Below are 19,030 nucleotides of genomic sequence, written 5' to 3' on the forward strand. Positions count from 1 at the left end.
TCGCCAACGCCACCGGCTGCTCGAGCGTCTATGCGTCGACCTTCCCGTTCAACCTGCCGGAGATCCAGAAGCTACTGGCTGCTCCCGGACAAACGCACGATCTCGATGTCGACCTGCTGGCAGCCGTCATCAAGCAGGAGAGCGGCGGCCAGACCCACGCAGTAAGCCGTACCGGCGCGCGGGGACTTATGCAGCTGATGCCCGGCACCGCAAGCGAACTTGGCATTTCCGACGCCTTCGCCCCGGCGCAGAACGTGGACGGCGGCACGGCTTATCTCGATGCGCTGCTGCACCGCTACCACGACAACCTGCCCCTGGCCCTGGCTGCATATAATGCCGGACCAGGAGCCGTCGACCGCTGGCATGGCATTCCGCCCTATGCCGAGACCCGCGCCTACGTGGCCCGCGTCATCCATGAATTCAACCGCCGCGTGGCCCTGCGCCAGGCCGCGGCCCGCTCTGCCGCCCGTTCCGTGACTCAGGTAGCGAGCCGGATGGAGAATCCGGCTGCGAGCCTCGGCACGAAGTAAACCAGGCGGAGCATTTATTCCCCCGCACCTATCCCCCGCATACAATAGACCAGCCGGAACCGGTAGAAACAGGACCGCAGGGCGCTCGCAATTCCCATGCATCCAAGTTTCTTTCCGGCCTAAGGCCCTGGGAGACCGATTGTTTGAAGAATAAGCGCTGGATTCTTTTCGCGGTCCTGGCGGTTGTGCTGGGCGTGCTTGCCTATGCCTTCCGCGACCGCATGCACTTCGACTGGCATAACTTCGGCGAGCAGCTGAAACTGGCCGACTGGCGCAGGATCGGGATCGGGATTGCGCTGATCTGGCTGGCCTACGGCGTGCGCGCCGTCCGCTGGTCTCTCTTTCTGAAGCCTACGAAGAAGGTCTCACCCCTCAAGCTGGTTGGCTCACAGGTCATCGGCTTTACCGCCGTCGCACTCTTCGGCCGCCTTGCCGACCTTGTTCGTCCCTATCTCGTTTCCAAGCGGACGCAGCTGCCGCTCAGCTCCCAGGTGGGCGTCTACACGGTCGAGCGCATGTTCGATTTCGGCTGCCTGGCGCTGATCTTCTCAGTGGTGCTGCTCTTTTCGCCGGATCGCGCCAACCTGCCGCGTCCGGACCTGATCCACAAGGCCGCGCTGGGCGGCCTGCTTGGGACGTTCGCACTGGCGATCTTCGCGATCCTTGCGCGTGTCGCCGGAAAAGTGGTCGCCGCTGTCGTGGGTAAAGGCCTGGGCATGTTTTCAAAGAGCCTCGGCGAGAGCGCGAGCGAGAAGATTCTGGACTTCCGCGACGGCCTGAACGTGATCAGCTCGCTGGGCGACTTTCTGGCGATCTTCGGTGTCTCGATCATTCACTGGCTGATGATCATCTATGCCTATCTCGAGACGACCCGGGCCTTTGTCGCGACGCCGCAACTGGCGACGATGACGCTCGCGAAATGCATGCTCCTGATGGCGTGGAGCATGGGCTCGTCGATGCTGCAGCTCCCGATCGTGGGCTGGTTCACGCAGATTGCCTTCACGGCGATGGGCCTGAAGGCGATCTTCAATGTCGCACCGGAGCCGGCCGTGGGCTGCGGCGCCGTGCTGCTGATCGTCACCTTCATGAGCGTGATCCCGCTGGGCCTGGTCTGGGCGCAGGTGGAGCATGTTTCGCTGAAAGAAATTTCCGAAGAGAGCGAAAAGGTCGGGGTCGAATCGCTGACCGCGCCAGTGCAGGAAGCGGCGGAATAGCCTAACCGTAACGCAGGGAAATCCCGGCTGCAGGCGCGTACATTCCGCGCTCCGCGGCCGGGATTTTTTCTGCTCGCAGCGCTCTCCTATTCTGTGCATAATACGGCAGACTCCCAAGCAGGTTCCTGGATCGACCCTTCATGTCTGCTCGCTTTTCTGTACGCCTTTCTGCCTTCGTTCTGTCTGCCCTCACGAGCTTCATACCCGTCTCCTCCGCGCAGACTGCGCCGCGGCCGGCTAACGGCAACGGACTCTATCAGCAGCTCCGGCATCTGCTCCCCGGCGGTGAAACTGTTGAAGTGAAGGAGTTCACGCTGAAGCGCGATGCCGGCGTCTTCACCTTCCATTCCGGTAGCTTCGCGTTCTACGGCGAGGTGAACGGCAAGATCACCGGCGCGGTCTTTCGCGGGCAGGGCGAGCTGCACATGGTGCCGCCCAGCGCAGAGGAGAAGCGCAGCATAGCGCTGCTGACCAGGCAGCCCGAGCTCGATGAGACCTTCACCACCGCGGTGCTGCGATTCAGCGACGACACCGCGGCCGAGATCCGCAAGGCCGCGGCCGGCAAAGGCGCGGCACAGCCTGCCATGACCTCCGACGGCCAGCAGTTTGCGAAGGCTCTGCGTACCGACCTGCACTGGAACCTGGATGCGCGGCTGCTCGAAGACGTGACGAGCCCCGCACCTGGCGGCTTCTTCCTCGCCTCGATCGACGGAAAAAAGTACGCATCGAAGATGCTCTACATCGTTGATCCTGGCGGCGCGGTCGGCGTCGCGCCTGAAGAGGTCGAGCTGATGACGTGGAACGATAACCGCAACGGCATCTGGGCGGCCTTCCACTATCAGGATGAGTATCGCGACGGCATTCCCAACGGCAACGAAGCCAACGACAGCTACTCCATCGACCACGAAGACCTCGACACCACCATCGCAAAGAACGGCATGCTCAGCGCCACGGCGAAGGTCACCGTGCACATCCAGGCGGACGGAACCGCAGTGCTGCCGATGCGCCTCTACTCCACGCTGCGAGTCTCCGGCGTGCAGAATACGGACGGCACACAGCTCGATTACATCCAGGAGGACAAGGACGCCGAACCTGACTTTGCCGTCATCCTGCCAGCGGCCATGAAGAAGAACCAGACCACGCAGCTGCGCATCACCTACAGCGGGAAGGACGTGGTGGTGAATGAAGGAACAGGCAACTACTACCTCATCAGTGCAGCGCGTGAGAGCTGGTATCCCAACTCGGCGAAAAGCGGCCTGAGCAGCTACGCGACCTTCCATATGCTCTTTCACGTACCAAAGACTATCGAGATGGTGGCCACCGGCACGCCAGCACGCAAGCCGAGTACAAACGAGAGCGACTCGGAATGGACCACGGATGAACCGATCCCGGTGGCAGGCTTCAACCTCGGTCGCTTCAGGGAGCAGGATGCAACGCTGAAAGACGGTTTCACGGTCGATGCCTATGCAAACGACGGCCTTCCTGACAGCTTCAACGCCATTCGCGGATCGGGCGGCTCCGTGCTTGGCTCTATGGATACTACGCCCATGCTCAAGCCCGCTCTCGCACAGGGCGCGGTAGCCTTGCAAGTCTATTCGCAATACTTCGGCCCTCTGCCATACCACCGTCTCGCGCTAACACAGCAGTCTGCATGCAACTATGGGCAGAGCTGGCCGATGCTCGTCTACCTGCCGATCTGCGGCTTCTGGGACGGCACGGTGCAGCATGTACTCGGCCTCGACTCAGACCACATGTACTGGAAGGTCGTCACGCCGCATGAAGTCGCGCACCAGTGGTGGGGGCAGACCGTGAGCTTCCGCAGCTATCGCGACCAGTGGATGAGCGAAGGCTTCGCAGACTTCTCTGCTTCGATCTTCCTGCAAGTTGTGAACAAGACCGATCACGAATATCGTGACTTCTGGCAACAGCAGCGGCGTTTGCTCATCGAGAAGAACAAGGAAGGCTTTCGTCCCATCGATGTAGGCCCTGTGACTATGGGCTACCGACTCGTGAACTCGAAGTCCGGCGAAAATGTCTACCAAGACCTGGTCTATCCCAAGGGCGCATACATCCTGCATATGATCCGCCTGATGGGGTGGAGTCCGAAGACCGGAGACGCGTGGTTTCAACAGACCATGCAAGACTTCATCAACACCTATCGCTCTCAGCCAGCGACCACCGAGGACTTCAAAGCCGTGCTCGAAAAGCACCTGCCGCCGTCGATGGATCTGGACGGGAATCATCGCCTCGACTGGTTCTTCAACGAATACGTTTATGGCACGGCGCTGCCGCACTACGCATTTACCAGTGAACTCAAGCCCGGTCCCGATCGCATCATGGCCAGCTTCAGCCTCACGCAGAGCAACGTCGACGCGTCCTTCCGCATGCTGATTCCTGTCTATGCCGAGCTGAACGACGGCCGTGTGATCCGCATCGGGAACGCCACGGTTGTCGGGAATACCACCGTCAGCAAGCAGTTCAGCATGGGGCAGTCGAAGATCGGCATCAAACGTCTGCTCATCAATTACAACTACGACGTGCTCAGCACGCAGGACTGACTTTCCGGCAGGGCATGAGCCGGTAAGTCCGTGCCGAAGTCGCCCCATGGCTGGTACGATGCCAGCCATGAAAAAGCTTGCGCCCTTTCTCTGGTTCGAAGACAACGCCGAAGAAGCCGCGGAGTTTTACCTGAGCGTTTTTCCGCACGCCCGCAAGCTCGACGAAGTGCGCTCCAAAGGCGTCGGCCCGTGGCCGGCAGGAAAGATTGCCACCATCACCATCGAGATCGAAGAGCAGGAGATGGTCTTCCTCAATGGCGGCCCGGCATACCGGCTCAACCCGGCCTTCTCGTTCTTCATCCGCTGCGACTCGCAGGAGGAGATCGACGGCTACTGGGACAAGCTGCTGGAGGGCGGCAAAACCATGGCCTGCGGCTGGCTCACCGACCGCTTCGGCCTGTGCTGGCAGATTGTGCCGCGGAACATCGGCGAGCTGATCCGGCATCCCAAGGCAATGGAAGCAATGATGGGAATGATCAAGCTAGATATAAAGGCACTCGAAGCCGCCGCACAACAGAGCTAAGCACGGCAATAGCAAAGGAAAACTGCGGCCATCGGGCCGTCGTAGCTGTTTCTTAAGCTGTATCCCTTTGTTTAGAGATTCTTCCGCACCGCGCGCCGCACCGCGTCTGTAAAGATACCGTAGACCGCGTGCGTTACCCATTCGCTGATGCGCTCCTGCGCCGGCTGCTCTTCCTTCGGCGAGGCGAGACCCATCTTCGGCAGGATCGACTCATGCGTAAGCTTGTTCAGCGTGAGGCCGAAGGCCGCGCCCTTCCATGCGCCGAGCGAGGGCTCCATCTCGACGAGCGCGCCGTAGATGGCGCCTGCGGTCGCACCGAAGGTCCAGTGAATGCTCTGCATCGCAGCCTGCTGTCCGGCCGGGGGCAGCGGATGTCCTGCGACCTGCTCGGCCAGCACGACTGGCGGCGGGACCTGTCCTTCAATGCGAGGGGGAAAGAGCTTTTCAGCGAGCACCTTGGCTCCAGCTCCGGCGAGGCCGCCAATCATGCCCGCCATTGCGCCCTTCAGAATGGATCGTTCTCTGCTCATGTCTCTCATAGATGCGGCTCGGCCAGCCGTTGAAGCGCAGGCCACGCGAAAAACGCGGCTGGCACGATCCCACAGGACTGCGCTTCCCTACTCAAGCCAACAACAGGCTTGAATCGGCCACCGTACGGATGCGAAGCGCGACCAAAGGGAGCGGGAGCCGGAGGCATATGCCTGGACGGCCAGTCCGGCTGGTAAGATCGAGAGATAACGACATGAAGTGTCCCTACTGCGGGTTCACGCAAGACCGCGTGATCGACTCGCGCGAAAGCAAAGAAGCCGATTCCATCCGACGTCGACGCGAGTGTGAGCGCTGCACGAAGCGCTTCACCACCTACGAGCGCATCGACGAGATCCCCTACATGGTCGTGAAGAAGGACGGACGGCGGGAGAAGTTCGAGCGCCAGAAGGTGCTCTCCGGCCTGCTACACGCCTGCGAAAAGCGGCCCATCTCCGCGGGCACGCTGGAGACGCTGGTCGACGAGACGGAATCCTACCTGACCGAATCCCCCGAGCGCGAGCGCACCACGAGCGAGATCGGCGAGCTGCTGATGGGGCGGCTCAAGGCGCTGGACACGGTCGCCTACATCCGCTTCGCCAGCGTTTATCGCGACTTCAAGGATGTCCGCGAATTCAAGGAGGAGCTCGAGCAGCTCCTTACCCGTGAGCAGCCGGGCCGCAAGGCCAGGGCCGCCGCGCAGCCCGGCCTCCCCCCGGCCGAGAAAGCCTAAGAATTATGACCACTCAGAAAACGCACAAAGTTACGCTGATCCCCGGCGACGGAATCGGCCCGGAAGTTTCGAATGCAGTTGTCCGTATCCTTGAGGCCTCGGGCGTCAAGTTTGACTGGGAGACCTACGCGGCCGGCGCGGAGGCCTTCGAGAAGTACCAGGAGTACATTCCCAAGGCTCTGTACGAGTCGATCGAGCGCAACAAGGTGGCCCTGAAGGGCCCTGTGACCACGCCCGTGGGCGGTGGTTTCCCCTCGATCAACGTGACCCTGCGCAAGAAGTTCGAGCTCTTCGCCAACTTCCGCCCGATCAAGAACCTGCCCGGCCTCGAGACCCGCTACCCCGGCGTCGACCTGATCATCATCCGTGAGAACACGGAAGGCCTCTACGTCGGTCTCGAGCACGAGGTTGTGCCCGGTGTCGTCGAAGCTATCAAGATCGTCACCGAAAAGGCGTCGACCCGCATCGCCAAGTTCGCCTTCGAGTACGCCCAGAAGCATGGCCGCAAGAAGATTCACGCGATCCACAAGGCCAATATCATGAAGCTCTCGGATGGCCTGTTCATCCGCTGCTCGAAGAATGTCTCGAAGGATTTCCCGGACATCACCTACGGCGAGCACATTGTCGACAACACCTGCATGCAGCTGGTGACGAACCCGTACCAGTACGACATGCTGCTGCTCGAGAACCTGTACGGCGATATCGTCAGCGATCTGTGCGCAGCCTTCGTCGGAGGCCTGGGCCTCGTCCCGGGTGCGAACCTCGGCCATGAAGCGGCGATCTTCGAAGCGGTCCACGGCTCCGCGCCGGACATCGCCGGCAAGGACATCGCCAACCCGACCGCCCTGCTGCAGTCGGCTGTGCTGATGCTCCACCACCTCGACGAAACCGATGCCGCCAACCGCATCCAGGCTGCGATCGAGAAGGTTTACTCCGAGAAGAAGACACTGACCCGCGACGTCCACGGCACCGCCGGCACCACGGCCTTCGCCGACGCCGTCATCGCGGCTCTCTAAACCCCTGCGCGCCCCGGCCACATTCCCAAAAGGATGTGGCCGGGGCGCGTTATCTTTTTGTTGAAGGCTTTCGGAAGGCTGACGGTGAAACCATGTCCTTGAAGCAAACAGCCGTAATCCTGCTTTCGGCTCTGACACTTGCCGGCATCGGCTGCAAGAAGTCGGGCCCTGCCGCTCCCGCCCAGAACTACGTTGCCATCGACACAGCCACCGCCGGCACCATCTCCGGCACCATTCACTACCAGGGCGTGCCGCCGGCCCGGATTCCAATCGATATGGGCCAGGACCCGGTCTGCTCCATGGCGGATTCCAACCTGACCGAACAGTATGTGATTCATAACGGAGGGCTTGCCAACGTCTTCCTGTATGTGAAGAGCGGTCTGGGCGACAAGCTGTATGCGATCCCGACCACGCCTGTCGTCATGGACCAGAAGGGCTGCCGCTACACGCCGCACGTCGTCGGCGTGCGCGTGGGCCAGCCGATCAGGTTCACCAACAGCGACAGCACCATGCACAACGTCCACATGACGCCGACGCTCGGCACGAATCAGGCAGCCGATATCTCGCAGGCCCCCAACGACACGGCCGGAGATGTTCGCGTGCTGGCGGCTCCCGAGCTGATGATTCCGGTGCGCTGCAACAACCATCCCTGGATGGAGGCCTTTATCAACGTCGTCGACAACCCGTTTTACGCGGTGTCGGACGCGGATGGCCATTTCACAATTCATGGATTGCCTGCCGGCACGTACACGATCGAGGCCGTGCATGAGGTGCTCGGTAAGCAGACAGCCACGGTGACGGTCGCCTCGCAACAGACGGCGACGGCGGATTTCACTTTCAGCGGGACTGGAACAGCGAAATAGCCTGTCGGGTGCCCACGTCTCAGAGGCGAGACCTAGGCACCCTTTAAGATTGGCGCCGAAAACGAAAGGCCCTCGCCGAAGCGAGGGCCTTTCTCATCGTGCCAGGCACGGAACGTTGATCTTAAAGAGATTAGACGCTGAAGGACGAGCCGCAACCGCAGGTGCTCTTCACGGTGGGGTTCTCGAACTTGAAGCCTGCCGCCTCGAGGGTCTCGACGTAGTCGACCACGCAGCCATTCAGATACATGGCCGAGGTGGCGTCGACAAAGACCTTCAGGCCGTCGAAGGTAAGAACCTTGTCCATCATGCCGGACTGATTCTCAAAGGACATCGAATACTGGAAACCCGAACATCCGCCGCCCACCACGCCGATGCGAAGACCGGCCGGCAGCGGGTCCTGGGTAGCCATAATCTCGCGAACCTTGACCACGGCGCTGGGTGTCAGCGACAGCGGGGCTTTGATCTGCGTGGATTCGGGAACTGCGGTAGCGGTGGCCATGGGCAAAATCTCCTGGGGTGACTCCAAAAACTCTGTCTACTCAGTGTATCGCCCGGCTGGAAGAGGGCACAAGGCACTTTCTTCGTTACGGGCCCTTCAAAACGTTAGATGTGTCCCGCCGTCGAACGACTCAATGAGACCTGTTTTTCCCGAATAACCGTTTTGAGGCTTATTGCGCGACAATCTGGCTGGAAATCTGCTGGTATTCGGCCTCGGAAACCAGTCCTTTGCTCACCAGCTGATGGGGGGTGTCATAGGGCCGGTTCGCCACAATGCGCCGTGCCCGCGCCGGGGAGATTCCAGGCAGAGCCGACAGATCGTCCGCGCTGGCGGTATTGATGTTGAGCACTCCGGCCGCGGGCTTCGCGCCCGGTCCGGGATTGCCGTTGTGCAGGCCATCTTTTACGCCTGCGGCGATGTCATTCACCTTGCGCTCGGCCTCGGCGGCCGCCACACGAGCGTTGGCCGCAGCCTGTTGCGCATCCTGTTTGGCCTGGGCCGTAGTTTGCGCGGCCTGTTCGCGCAGCTGCTGATCGCTCTTCGGAGCCGAATCGCAGCCGCTCATCCAGACCACCGCGACAGCCGCAACGACCACCGTCCCGGCCAACACCAGAAATTCCTTCCACAGCCGCTTCTGCACCGCACTCAACTCGATCATCGAACCAATCCCCCTTGTGCGCCGCCGGCTTTCAGAGCCCGCTGCCTGACACACCTATGGAATCGATTCAATTCGCGGGGGTTGCCACATTGGTTCACAGATTTGAAAAGGTTTGTGACCGGAGCCCTGTTCAGAGGGATGCGTGAGGACTATGATGCTTCGCGAACGGCCCCTCCTACCCCCCGAGCCCGGGAAACCGGACCCGCTCGGTATCTGGAGCCGGCTCAAATTCGAATCCTTGAGGTGCTCCATGAGCATCATGCCTGTTCTGTGGATCGTATGGGCCGGAGTCACAGCTGTCATGCTCATCCTCCTTGCCTACAGAGGCACGATCACCCGCTACGAAGAGGACCAGATTTTTCTCGACGCAGCGGCCAGCCATCAGGAAAAACAACAGACCGAGATCCTGGAGAGAGTTACCAAGATCAACCCGTTCGTCCGCATGGCGACCGGGGCGACCTGCGTACTCTCGGCCTGCATCCTGGGTATTTACGTCTGGGACGCTGTCCGGCACCTGATGTAAGGCTGTAGTAAAGGGGATATTGCCGTCTCAACCGCAGCGAAGCCGCTGCTTCGCCTCGCGCACCCGGAGAAACCTGCAGTTCGGCCATTCGATTCGATACGTCTTCATGGATCAAATCGCAACTGCAGGTCCCTCCTCCGCGCTTTGCAAAGGGTTTCTTACACGCCGTCGACGGTACCCCGCGCCGCCACGTCCACCTTGACCTCCTTGGAGACGTGCGTGAAGAAGCTGCTGGGGTCTTTCATGCCCCACTGCACATACGGCACTGCGAAGTGCGTAGTCGCTGTGGCATCGCTGCCCTTCATGTCAATGTCCATTTCGAGCGTGAGCGGATGGTCGCCGCCATGAATGGTGAAGAGGCCACCGATGCTGATCTTCTGCTGTGAGCCTGTACGCAGCGAACCGGTGACCTTCTCCGGATGAAAGATGGCCTCGGGATACTTCTCCGACTCGAGGATCTCCTTCTGCATCTTTGCGTCGCGAGACTTGTTGCCGCTCTGGCCGCTCGCCGTTTCGACGATGACTTCTCCCTGTGCTTCGCCGGTAGAGGGGTCGATGGTGATCAGGCCCCCTTTGAGGGAGAAGGTTCCATGCACGGTATGCAGCGCCGTCGAGACGGTCCAGTGAATCTCGGTTTTCGCGGGATCGAGATGGACGGTAATCTTCTGCGGCACGGGCTGCCCTGAAGCGTTGCCGGATGCCGGGGTTTTGACGGAGGCTGGAGTCTGGCCAGCGGAGCTCAGAAAGGTGACGCCGCCAAATGCCAGCAGAAGCAGAAATGTCCGATAGGCTTTCATAACTTTCCGGTGAGATGCATCCCGCGGCACGGCGGCCATCTGAGACTGTGGACGGCGCATCCAGAAACTATAGACAGCACGATAGGGAAACGGCTGGGCGGTGAGGCGCTTGACGTTACCCTGTCTCTGCCGCGATGCTGAATCCGGGCGGTGGAGTTCGCCTTTTCCCAACCGCGTCCCGGGCCGACATTCCGGATACGCCAATGACTCCTGCACTTCAGCGCTGTGGACATGTTCCGCGCGCGAGCGACAGGAGGACTCGTGAAGTATCTGTGGATTGCCCTTGGCGGCGCTCTCGGCTCGCTGGCTCGCTACCTGGTGGGCCTCTGGATCTACGAGCGCATGGGCACGCGCTTCCCCTACGGCACCTTTGTGATCAACCTTACCGGCTGCTTCCTCATCGGCTTCGCGCTTACCTATTTCGATGCACGCATGAACCTCTCGCCCGCCTGGCGGATGGCCATCCCCGTCGGCTTTATTGGGGCTTACACCACGTTTTCCACCTTTGAATACGAGACGCTGCGGCTGGCGCAGAATGGGCAGGCGGGAATGGCGCTGCTCTACATCGCAGGCTCGGTGATTCTTGGCTATGCGGGGGTCTGGCTGGGCACTTCAGCTGCGAACTACTTCGCGCCGGTCGGATGATGCTTTCCCACGTCTCAACGACAAAACGTAGGATGCCCGCAATTCCCCATCTCGAAAGAAAACAGCCAGCAGGACAAATGCCCCACTGGCTGTCGTTTTGCCTGACTGCCGACCAGCTGCTTTTCTACTTCTTCAGGTCTTTTTCCGCGGACTCGACCGTCTGCGCGATGAGCGTGGCGATGGTCATGGGACCGACGCCTCCCGGGACCGGGGTATACGCCGTGCAGCGCTCGATCACCGGACCAAGTTCGATATCGCCGACACCGCCGGGATGGTAACCGGCGTCGACCACCACGGCGCCATCGCGGATCCAGTCCGCCTTGATGAACTCCGGCTTGCCGACCGCTCCGACGACGATCTCGGCACGCTTGACGATCTCGGCCAGGTTTTTCGTGCGGGAGTGGCAGATGGTGACGGTCGCGTTCGCGCCGAGAAGCATCATGGCCATGGGCTTGCCGAGGATGGGGCTCCGTCCCACGACCACGGCCTCCTTGCCTTCGATGGCGACCTTGTAGTGCTTGAGCAGGCGCATGATTCCGGCCGGGGTCGCCGAGCCGTAGGCGGGCTCATCCATGGCCATGCGGCCGAAACCGTGGCTGGTAACGCCGTCCACATCCTTGTCGATGGCGATGCGGTCGAAACAGGCGCGCTCGTCGATCTGGTGCGGAACAGGGTGCTGCAGCAGGATGCCGCGCACGCGGGGATTCGCGTTCAGGTCATCGATGACGGTCAGCAGCTGCTCGGTCGTCGTCTCTTCCGGAAGCGCGATCGAGAGCGACTCCATGCCGACGCGGCGACAGGCATTGCCCTTCATCTTTACGTAGGTTGCCGAAGCCGGATCCGCACCGACGAGAATGGTCGCCAGGATCGGCGGCTCGCTTCCCGTCTGTTCTTTCCAACGCTCCACCCGCGCCAGCAGCTCACCTTCGAGCTCCTTGGCGTACGCCTTGCCGTCCAGTACGAATCCAGCCATAGAGCTTTAGTGTAATGGCTCGCGGCGCGAGCCTGACTGGAGGCTCCTTCAGGCAGGATTTTGGTATGGATGGAGAAGTAAGAGGATTTGAGCCTCTGCCGAATGCATTCCAGTGCAAAGGGTTCTTAGCTCCCCGCCCAAGCAAAGCTTGAATAGGGCACCCTTTGCTTCGTCTGTTGAAAGAAAACGAGGTTCCTACGCTGCGCGAGACGAAACTACCGTCTCGCTTCGGCCGGAATGGCAATCTATCTCTTGAAGATCTAGTCGATGGCGGTGCTGAGTTGATGGCGGACATCTGCGCCGCGGATCCAGAAGATCACGTCGGTGGCGATGTTGGTGGCGTGATCGGCGATGCGCTCGAGGCTGCGCGACATCATGATGGTCTGGAGCGCATGCTCGGCCAGATCCGGCTGCTTCTGGATAATCGCGGTGAGGCCGCTGCGGGCTTCGCGGTTCATCTGGTCAATTTCGTCGTCCATATCGCGCACCGATTCGGCCACCTTGCAGTCGCCTTCGAGCAGAGACTGGATCGAGGCGCGGATCATGCGCGAGGCATAGCTGCCCATACCTTCGATATCGACAGGAAGAGCAACCGCGGGCTGATCGATCAGCTCCCGGGTGCGGATGGCAATGCTCATGGCCTGATCACCGATGCGCTCGAGGTCGCCATTGATCTTGATAACCGCCAGGATGAAGCGCAGGTCGATTGCCATGGGTTGCTCTTTGGCGAGCAGTTCGTAGGCCATCTCGTCGACTTCGCGCTGAGCGGCATTGATCGCTGTTTCGTTCTCGCGGACGTACTGGCAGATGCCTTCGTCGCGCTGCACGTAGGCGTCAACGGCCGACTCGACCGCCTGCTGTGCGAGGGCGGCCATGGCCAGGAGCTTGTCCTTCAGCTCCGCGAGCTGCTGATGAAAGTGAATCCGCGGCAAATCGATCTCTCCAACTTGCATTGTGCCTGAAGCGATGTAAAAGATTCGCAAATAATTGCGGGAGAATGGAATTGTGGCAAGTCAAAGCGGTACCTTCGCCATGCCGACGGTCACTTCGGGTCTTGGCGCCGCAGCGTTCCTTCCGCCCGGGTTTCACACTCCGCGAACGGATGGGCAGCATCGGCAGTTTGTTGAGAAACGATAAGAGTGAATCTTCTGCCGAATCCTTGCGCACTTCACATCGATCCAATCCAATCGTCGCCTTTCTGAGGCGGAGATCCTGAAAAGCGATTCGATGGAGCAACATTGAAGACTACCGCGATTCCCTCACAGCAGGCCCCGGCCGTTTACCGGCGCAGGATTGGAAGCACAGTCGTCACGGTACTCCATGACGGTTCCGAAGAGTTCTCCTTCGATGTTTTCAGCCCTGGCGTCATCTCCCAGGCCGAAGCCGAAGACCTGCTGCGTGCCGCGGGACTTCCTCCCGTTGCACGAATGCCCGTTCATGCGTTTCTGGTCCAGGATGGACGGCAGACGACGCTGATCGACAGCGGCGATGCGAATATCCTTGGCACCGGCGGCTATCTTCTTTCCGCGCTGCAGGCTGTAGGCGTCGAGCCGTCGCAAATTGACACGGTTCTCCTCACCCATGCCCATCCCGACCACATCGGAGGACTGCTCTCCGCTGATGGCGCAGCGGTCTTCCCGCACGCTGAGGTGGTTTTGCACGAGAAAGAGTTCCAGTTCTGGAGCGACGCGGCGAACTTCGGCCCGGAGCGGCAGCACCTTGTTTCCTGCCGGGCCCTGGCGCTTCGAGTCTTCGAGGCATACCGCTCCGCGTTGAGGATCGTTTCGGCGGGAGAAGTTCTGCCCGGCATCTCCACCGAACCCTTGCCGGGGCATACACCCGGACACTGCGGATATACGATTGTGTCCGAGGGCGAGAGCCTGTTGATCTGGGGCGATATCGTTCACTATCCGGAGATCCAGATTCCCCGGCCCGAGACCACGCTGAATTTCGACGTCGATGCGAAACAGGCTGAGGCAACGCGCCGGCAGATTCTCGAACGAGCCGCCAACGAGAACCTGCTGATCGGCGGCATGCACATCGGATTTCCCGGATTTCTGCGCATTCGCCGCGAAGGTGATCACTACGCGCCGCAAATCGAGCGCTGGTCGCCGGCGCTTCTCTAAGCGATGCGATGTGTCCTCAGTCACAGCAGGCCGGGCGGCCTGAGTCTTTGCAGGCTGCCCGGTCATCTCTAATAGAGATCAGGGCTACCGCCCGACCGAGACATCCATGACCCAGAACTCCCGGCTTGCCGCTACTCCGCTTTCGATCCTCGACCTCGCCCACATCCGCCAGGGAGGCACCATTGCCGAAGCCTATGAGAATTCCGTGGCCCTGGCCCGCCACGCGGAAACGCTGGGCTACAAGCGCTTCTGGCTGGCCGAGCACCACAATATTTCGGGCGTAGCCTCAGCAGCGACGGCGGTGCTGATCGGGCACGTGGCCAATGCGACGAGCACGATCCGCGTCGGTTCGGGCGGCATCATGCTGCCGAATCACTCGCCGTACATCATCGCCGAGCAGTTCGGGACGCTTGAGACGCTGTTTCCCGGCCGGATCGACCTGGGACTGGGCCGCGCACCGGGCGGCGACTATGCCGTGGCGCGCGCCATGCGCAAGGATTTCCGTCCGAATGGCGATGACTTCCCACAATTGCTCGAAGAGCTTCGCGGCTACCTGGCTCCCGCAAAGCCGGGTCAGGCGGTAACGGCCTATCCGGGAGCAGGCGCGAATGTGCCGATCTGGCTGCTTGGCTCGAGCGGCTTTAACGCAGCGCTGGCCGGCGAACTGGGCCTGCCCTTTGCCTTCGCTGCCCATTTCCAGCCGGATAACCTACTGGCGGCGCTCGAGCTTTACCGGCGCAGCTTCCGGCCGTCCGCGATTTTGGATCGTCCGTACACCATGGCCGGCATCCCGGTGATGGTTGCTGATACGGACGAGGAAGCAGAATACCTGGCGACCACGCCGCAACAGATGTTCCTGAACCTGATCCGCAACCATCCGGGACCGCTGGTCCCGCCGGTGCGCTCGCTGGACTGGAACGCCCTGGAGCAATCGACCGTGGAGGCCAAGTTCCGTGCCGCGGTGGTCGGTTCCCCGGAGACGGTTCACGGCAAGCTTGAGCTATTCCTCGACCGCACCCAGGTCGATGAACTGATCATTGCGACCAACCCATACGAGTTCCAGGCACGTCTGCGCTCCTATGAGCTACTCGCAGAGATCGCAGGCCTCGGGACGAAAGTTCCAGAGCTTGAGGGAACAGTAACATCATAGGTGATGTCACCTTTAGTCTTATAACTCGAATGAGTTATGCCCCGGCTGGCGATCTTTCAGTATCCTGCGATAACAGAGCAATTCCCTGGTAGTTTGCTCTGTTATCACGGGCTTATACGTGGTCGCAGGCGGAGGCGCAGTTCGGATGCACACTCCTCACGAATCGAGGCTGCTCGAGTTTCTGCGGCCCCCTTTCGGCAAAAATCCCGGTCTGCTTCCTGGTTCCCGCCGTCCCTGGGGCATCTCTGATTACTGGCCGCTCTTTCTGCGGTGGTTTTCCGCCGGGATCGCCTGCTTCTTCGCTGGATACGCCGGACTGTGGCTGGGACATACGTCCGCCCAGGCGGACATTGTCTGGCCCGCCAACGGTATCCTGCTGGCCATCCTGCTCACATCTCCGCGCTCCTCCTGGGCCGGATATCTGGCCGCGAGCTTTATCGCCAACATCTGCGTACACCAGGCATTCCATTTCGAGGGCGTGTTTGCGTACGGGTTTTCCATCGCGAATGTAATCGAGATCACCGTCGCCGCCTATCTGCTGCGCGGGGACTGCACGCAACCGTCCGACCTTGGAAAGCCGCGGACCATGCAACAGTTTCTGCTTTGCGGAGTGCTGCTCGCACCGGCGACGTCCGCGGCCTTTGTCCAGCTGCTGCATCTGTTCCAGGGCACGCCATTCCGGCTGATTTCTCTCTGGAACTGGTTTTCGGGCGACGCACTGGGCATTGCCATCATGACGCCCTTATGCCTTGCCCTCCAGCCACGCGACCTCGCGTCCCTGATCCGCGCCGGACAGCGCAGGCGCACCATCATCATGCTCATGGCGATCCTTGCCCTAAGTGTGCTGGTCTTCGCGCAGTGGGAATATCCCCTCGCATTCGTGCTGCTGCCGCCTGTACTGATGCTGACCTTCCGGCTGCGCATCGCGGGTGGCGCCATCGCGATCTTCCTGATCGCGATCACGGGCTCCTACTTTACGGTGCTGGGCCAGGGCCCCTTCACCCTGATTCACCATGGTTCGCTGATCCACAGCATCGCCTTCCTGCAACTCTTCCTCGGCGCGCTGCTGGTAACGGTCTACTCGGTTGCGACGGCTCTGGGCGAGCGAGACCGGCTGCAGGAGGAGATCACCCAGGCCTACCGCAAGGCTGACGAACTCGCGGCGATCGACCATATGACCGGCACCATGAATCGCCGCACCTTCGACCGTGAACTGCAGCGTGAGTGGAACCGGGCTGTCCGCGAACAGGGCAGCCTGTCACTGCTGATGATCGATATCGACCACTTCAAGGCCTATAACGACCACTACGGCCACATTGCAGGCGACGAATGCCTCTCGCTGGTTGCATCGCTCCTGCGGGGAGCAGTACAGCGTGGAACCGATCTTGTGGCCCGCTACGGCGGCGAGGAGTTTGCCGTGCTGCTGCCCGGCACGCACGACGAGGGGACAGTGAAGATCGCCGAGCGGTTCCATCAGGCGGTGCAGAACGCGGGAATTCTCCATGCCAAGAGCCCACTCGGCCATGTGAGCATAAGCATCGGCGTAGCTACGTTGGAGCCGGCCCCGGAGACACAGCCCTCCAGGCTGATCCGTTCCGCGGATACGGCGCTCTACCAGGCCAAGCGAGAAGGGCGGAACCGCGTCATTCTGTGGCTGGACGAGGCAATCGTCCCCGACGCAATAGAGGAAACTGTTCCAGGGTTGTCCTGAAGATGATTTCCCGTGAATTTCCGCAATCCTGCGCTAAGACTTTTACTTTGTGCGCGTAAAGGGCAGAAACCCACTCCGGATTCTGTGAAGTGCGCCTTCGGGACAACGCTGCCCGCGCGCCCGACATCGTAGTTCCTCGGAGGAAATACGATGAATCTCAGAAAACTTGCCATCCCCACACTGGCATTGGCCCTGGCAGCTCCGTGCGTGACGATTGCCCAGGGTCCCCCACCTCCGCCGCCTCCGGGCGCCGGCGGATGGGATGCGCCTCCTTCGGCGTACAGCGACTTCCAGCGCAAGGGATTCCGCGACGGCATCGAGGGCGCTCGCCGCGACTTCGAGAACCATCGGCCGCCGAGTCCGGAAAACCGCGACGAATTCCGGCATCCGGACGTTCCTGGCCGCTTCCGCCACGATTATCGCGACGCCTTCCGGCAGGGTTACCAGGTGGGCTGGCAGCACATCATGCACGGTGGTCCCGGTCCTCGTCCTTACTAGGACGGCTGATTCCGATTCCATCGGATGACATTCAGCGGGCGGCTGCTTCCCTGGCAGCCGCCCGCTATCCTCTCTCGCCAGCCCTGCAATTCCCTACCCCGGTTTTGAACGTGGCAACGCTCCTGCTACGATCAAAGTTTCCAATGGCTGACGCAAAGCTCCAAATCATACCGCTGGGCGGTCTCGGCGAATTCGGCATGAACTGCCTCGCCCTCCGCTACAAGGACGACATTCTCGTTATCGATGCCGGCCTGATGTTCCCTGAAACGGAACTTCTGGGCGTGGATATCGTCGTCCCCGACATCTCCTACCTCGTTGAGAATCGCGAACATGTACGCGGCATCGTCCTGACCCACGGGCATGAGGATCACATCGGCGGCCTGCCGTGGATCCTGTCCGAGCTAAATGTCCCGGTCTACGCGACGGAATTCACGCTGGCCTACGTGGAAGGCAAGCTGGACGAGCACAAGATGCTCGACGACACGGAGCTGATCGAGATTTTGCCCGGGGTGAAGTTCCACCTCGGACCGTTCACGGTTGAGCCGATCCGCGTCACGCACAGCCTGGTCGACTGCGTCGCGCTGGCCATCGAGACGCCGGTTGGCGTCGTCGTGCACACGGGCGACTTCAAGATCGATTTCTCGCCGCCGGACGGCAAGGCAATCGATCTGCACAAATTTGCGGAGTACGGCAAGCGCGGCATCCTCGCGCTGCTGCAGGACTCGACCAACGTCGATCGCCCTGGTTACACGCCGGGCGAGTGGAGCGTGCGTCCGCGCCTGGACGAGATCTTCTCGCGCACCAAGCGCAAGCTCTTTTTCAGCTGCTTCTCGTCGTCAATCTACCGGATCCGCATCGCGCTCGAGCTTGCACAGCAGCATAACCGCAAGGTAGCGATCCTCGGCCGCTCGATGGTCGAGTCCTCTGAGATTGCGCAGGACCTCGGCTACATCGATGTGCCGCAGGGACTCATCGTGCATCCGGGCCAGATCAACGACTACGCGCCCGAGAACATGATGATCCTCATCAGCGGCACGCAGGGCGAGCCGATGAGCGCGCTGAGCCGCGCCTCGGTGGACAACCACAAGCATGCGCGCATCCAGACGGGCGACACGGTGCTGCTGAGCTCGCGTGTCATCCCCGGCAACGAGAAGAGCATCGGCCGCGTGATCGACCATCTCTACCGCCGCGATGCGCAGGTGATCTTCGACGACGGCTCAAACGGCCTGATCCACGTAAGCGGCCACGCCAGCCAGGAAGAGCAGCGGCTGATGATCAACCTGCTGCGCCCGAAGTTCTTCATCCCGGTACACGGCGACTATCGCAACCTGAAGAAGCATGCCGAGCTGGCGAAGAACACCGGCGTGGTGAAGGAAGCAATCGTCATCGAAGATGGAGACGTGCTCGAGCTGGATGGCGAGAGCGCGGTGCGCAGCGGGAAGGTATGATTCGTAAAATCTGATGCAGATGTCAGGCATTCGCATTCAC

At 61.0% G+C, this 19,030-nt stretch carries 19 protein-coding genes, 1 pseudogene and 1 riboswitch; of the genes and pseudogenes, 14 read left to right on the forward strand and 6 right to left on the reverse strand.

Features of this window, described 5'->3' with window-relative positions; genetic code table 11:
* The 4 genes from QM649_RS18330 to QM649_RS18345 form a co-directional block, all read left to right on the forward strand.
* A partial coding sequence (locus QM649_RS18330; RefSeq protein WP_415200522.1) for a transglycosylase SLT domain-containing protein occupies nt 1-530 on the forward strand: 530 nt, incomplete at its 5' end.
* A gap of 143 nt (nt 531-673) precedes the next feature.
* Nucleotides 674-1,744 carry a lysylphosphatidylglycerol synthase transmembrane domain-containing protein gene (locus QM649_RS18335; RefSeq protein WP_415200523.1) on the forward strand — a complete coding sequence of 357 codons (1,071 nt, stop codon included), beginning with the start codon at nt 674-676 and terminating at the stop codon, nt 1,742-1,744.
* A 140-nt stretch (nt 1,745-1,884) separates the two neighbouring features.
* Entirely contained in the window at nt 1,885-4,302 is a 2,418-nt protein-coding gene (locus QM649_RS18340; protein ID WP_415200524.1) for a M1 family metallopeptidase, read from the forward strand.
* 58 nt (nt 4,303-4,360) lie between these two features.
* Entirely contained in the window at nt 4,361-4,825 is a 465-nt protein-coding gene (locus QM649_RS18345) for a VOC family protein (protein ID WP_415200525.1), read from the forward strand.
* Between the two features lie 71 nt (nt 4,826-4,896).
* On the opposite strand, the gene QM649_RS18350 is transcribed toward QM649_RS18345, so the two are convergent.
* Nucleotides 4,897-5,355: a DUF1440 domain-containing protein gene (locus QM649_RS18350; protein WP_415200526.1), complete on the reverse strand. Its 459-nt coding sequence runs from the start codon at nt 5,353-5,355 to the stop codon at nt 4,897-4,899.
* Nucleotides 5,356-5,567: 212 nt separating this feature from the next.
* Here QM649_RS18350 and nrdR point away from each other — a divergent pair, with 212 nt between their 5' ends.
* The 3 genes from nrdR (at nt 5,568) to QM649_RS18365 (ending at nt 7,962) form a co-directional block, all read left to right on the forward strand.
* Nucleotides 5,568-6,083 (forward strand): transcriptional regulator NrdR, encoded by a 516-nt coding sequence (gene nrdR, locus QM649_RS18355; protein WP_415200527.1) that lies wholly within the window; start codon nt 5,568-5,570, stop codon nt 6,081-6,083.
* Between the two features lie 5 nt (nt 6,084-6,088).
* Nucleotides 6,089-7,099, forward strand: coding sequence for an isocitrate dehydrogenase (NAD(+)) (locus tag QM649_RS18360; protein WP_415200528.1), 1,011 nt, complete (start codon nt 6,089-6,091; stop codon nt 7,097-7,099).
* Between the two features lie 92 nt (nt 7,100-7,191).
* On the forward strand, nt 7,192-7,962 hold the full coding sequence (locus QM649_RS18365; RefSeq protein WP_415200529.1) for a carboxypeptidase regulatory-like domain-containing protein: 771 nt from the start codon (nt 7,192-7,194) through the stop codon (nt 7,960-7,962).
* A 130-nt stretch (nt 7,963-8,092) separates the two neighbouring features.
* On the opposite strand, the gene QM649_RS18370 is transcribed toward QM649_RS18365, so the two are convergent.
* On the reverse strand, nt 8,093-8,461 hold the full coding sequence (locus QM649_RS18370; RefSeq protein WP_415200530.1) for a HesB/IscA family protein: 369 nt from the start codon (nt 8,459-8,461) through the stop codon (nt 8,093-8,095).
* 169 nt (nt 8,462-8,630) lie between these two features.
* Entirely contained in the window at nt 8,631-9,119 is a 489-nt protein-coding gene (locus QM649_RS18375) for a ComEA family DNA-binding protein (RefSeq protein WP_415200531.1), read from the reverse strand.
* A gap of 250 nt (nt 9,120-9,369) precedes the next feature.
* Between QM649_RS18375 and QM649_RS18380 the strand changes: the two genes are divergently transcribed.
* On the forward strand, nt 9,370-9,642 hold the full coding sequence (locus tag QM649_RS18380; protein WP_415200532.1) for a hypothetical protein: 273 nt from the start codon (nt 9,370-9,372) through the stop codon (nt 9,640-9,642).
* 158 nt (nt 9,643-9,800) lie between these two features.
* On the opposite strand, the gene QM649_RS18385 is transcribed toward QM649_RS18380, so the two are convergent.
* On the reverse strand, nt 9,801-10,439 hold the full coding sequence (locus QM649_RS18385) for a YceI family protein (protein WP_415200533.1): 639 nt from the start codon (nt 10,437-10,439) through the stop codon (nt 9,801-9,803).
* Nucleotides 10,440-10,576: 137 nt separating this feature from the next.
* Nucleotides 10,577-10,659, forward strand: a riboswitch (Fluoride riboswitch).
* Between the two features lie 41 nt (nt 10,660-10,700).
* On the opposite strand from QM649_RS18385, the gene crcB reads away from it, so the two are divergent.
* Nucleotides 10,701-11,084 (forward strand): fluoride efflux transporter CrcB, encoded by a 384-nt coding sequence (gene crcB / locus QM649_RS18390; RefSeq protein WP_415200534.1) that lies wholly within the window; start codon nt 10,701-10,703, stop codon nt 11,082-11,084.
* Between the two features lie 124 nt (nt 11,085-11,208).
* On the opposite strand, the gene folD is transcribed toward crcB, so the two are convergent.
* Nucleotides 11,209-12,057 (reverse strand): bifunctional methylenetetrahydrofolate dehydrogenase/methenyltetrahydrofolate cyclohydrolase FolD, encoded by an 849-nt coding sequence (folD, locus tag QM649_RS18395; RefSeq protein ID WP_415200535.1) that lies wholly within the window; start codon nt 12,055-12,057, stop codon nt 11,209-11,211.
* Nucleotides 12,058-12,317: 260 nt separating this feature from the next.
* Nucleotides 12,318-12,989, reverse strand: coding sequence for a phosphate signaling complex protein PhoU (phoU, locus tag QM649_RS18400; RefSeq protein WP_415200536.1), 672 nt, complete (start codon nt 12,987-12,989; stop codon nt 12,318-12,320).
* Nucleotides 12,990-13,295: 306 nt separating this feature from the next.
* Between phoU and QM649_RS18405 the strand changes: the two genes are divergently transcribed.
* The 5 genes and pseudogenes from QM649_RS18405 to QM649_RS18425 form a co-directional block, all read left to right on the forward strand.
* Nucleotides 13,296-14,183: an MBL fold metallo-hydrolase gene (locus QM649_RS18405; protein ID WP_415200537.1), complete on the forward strand. Its 888-nt coding sequence runs from the start codon at nt 13,296-13,298 to the stop codon at nt 14,181-14,183.
* A 106-nt stretch (nt 14,184-14,289) separates the two neighbouring features.
* A complete protein-coding gene (locus QM649_RS18410; protein WP_415200538.1) occupies nt 14,290-15,333 on the forward strand; it encodes an LLM class flavin-dependent oxidoreductase in 1,044 nt (347 codons plus the stop codon).
* 145 nt (nt 15,334-15,478) lie between these two features.
* On the forward strand, nt 15,479-17,044 hold the full coding sequence (locus QM649_RS18415; protein WP_415200539.1) for a diguanylate cyclase: 1,566 nt from the start codon (nt 15,479-15,481) through the stop codon (nt 17,042-17,044).
* 150 nt (nt 17,045-17,194) lie between these two features.
* Nucleotides 17,195-17,542, forward strand: coding sequence for a hypothetical protein (locus QM649_RS18420; protein ID WP_415200540.1), 348 nt, complete (start codon nt 17,195-17,197; stop codon nt 17,540-17,542).
* Between the two features lie 143 nt (nt 17,543-17,685).
* Nucleotides 17,686-18,987 (forward strand): annotated as a pseudogene (locus QM649_RS18425) (ribonuclease J); the annotation flags it as partial.
* Nucleotides 18,988-19,030: the final 43 nt, after the last annotated feature.

The organism is Silvibacterium sp. (genome assembly GCF_047605705.1).
Taxonomy (GTDB): Bacteria; Acidobacteriota; Terriglobia; order Terriglobales; family Acidobacteriaceae; genus Silvibacterium.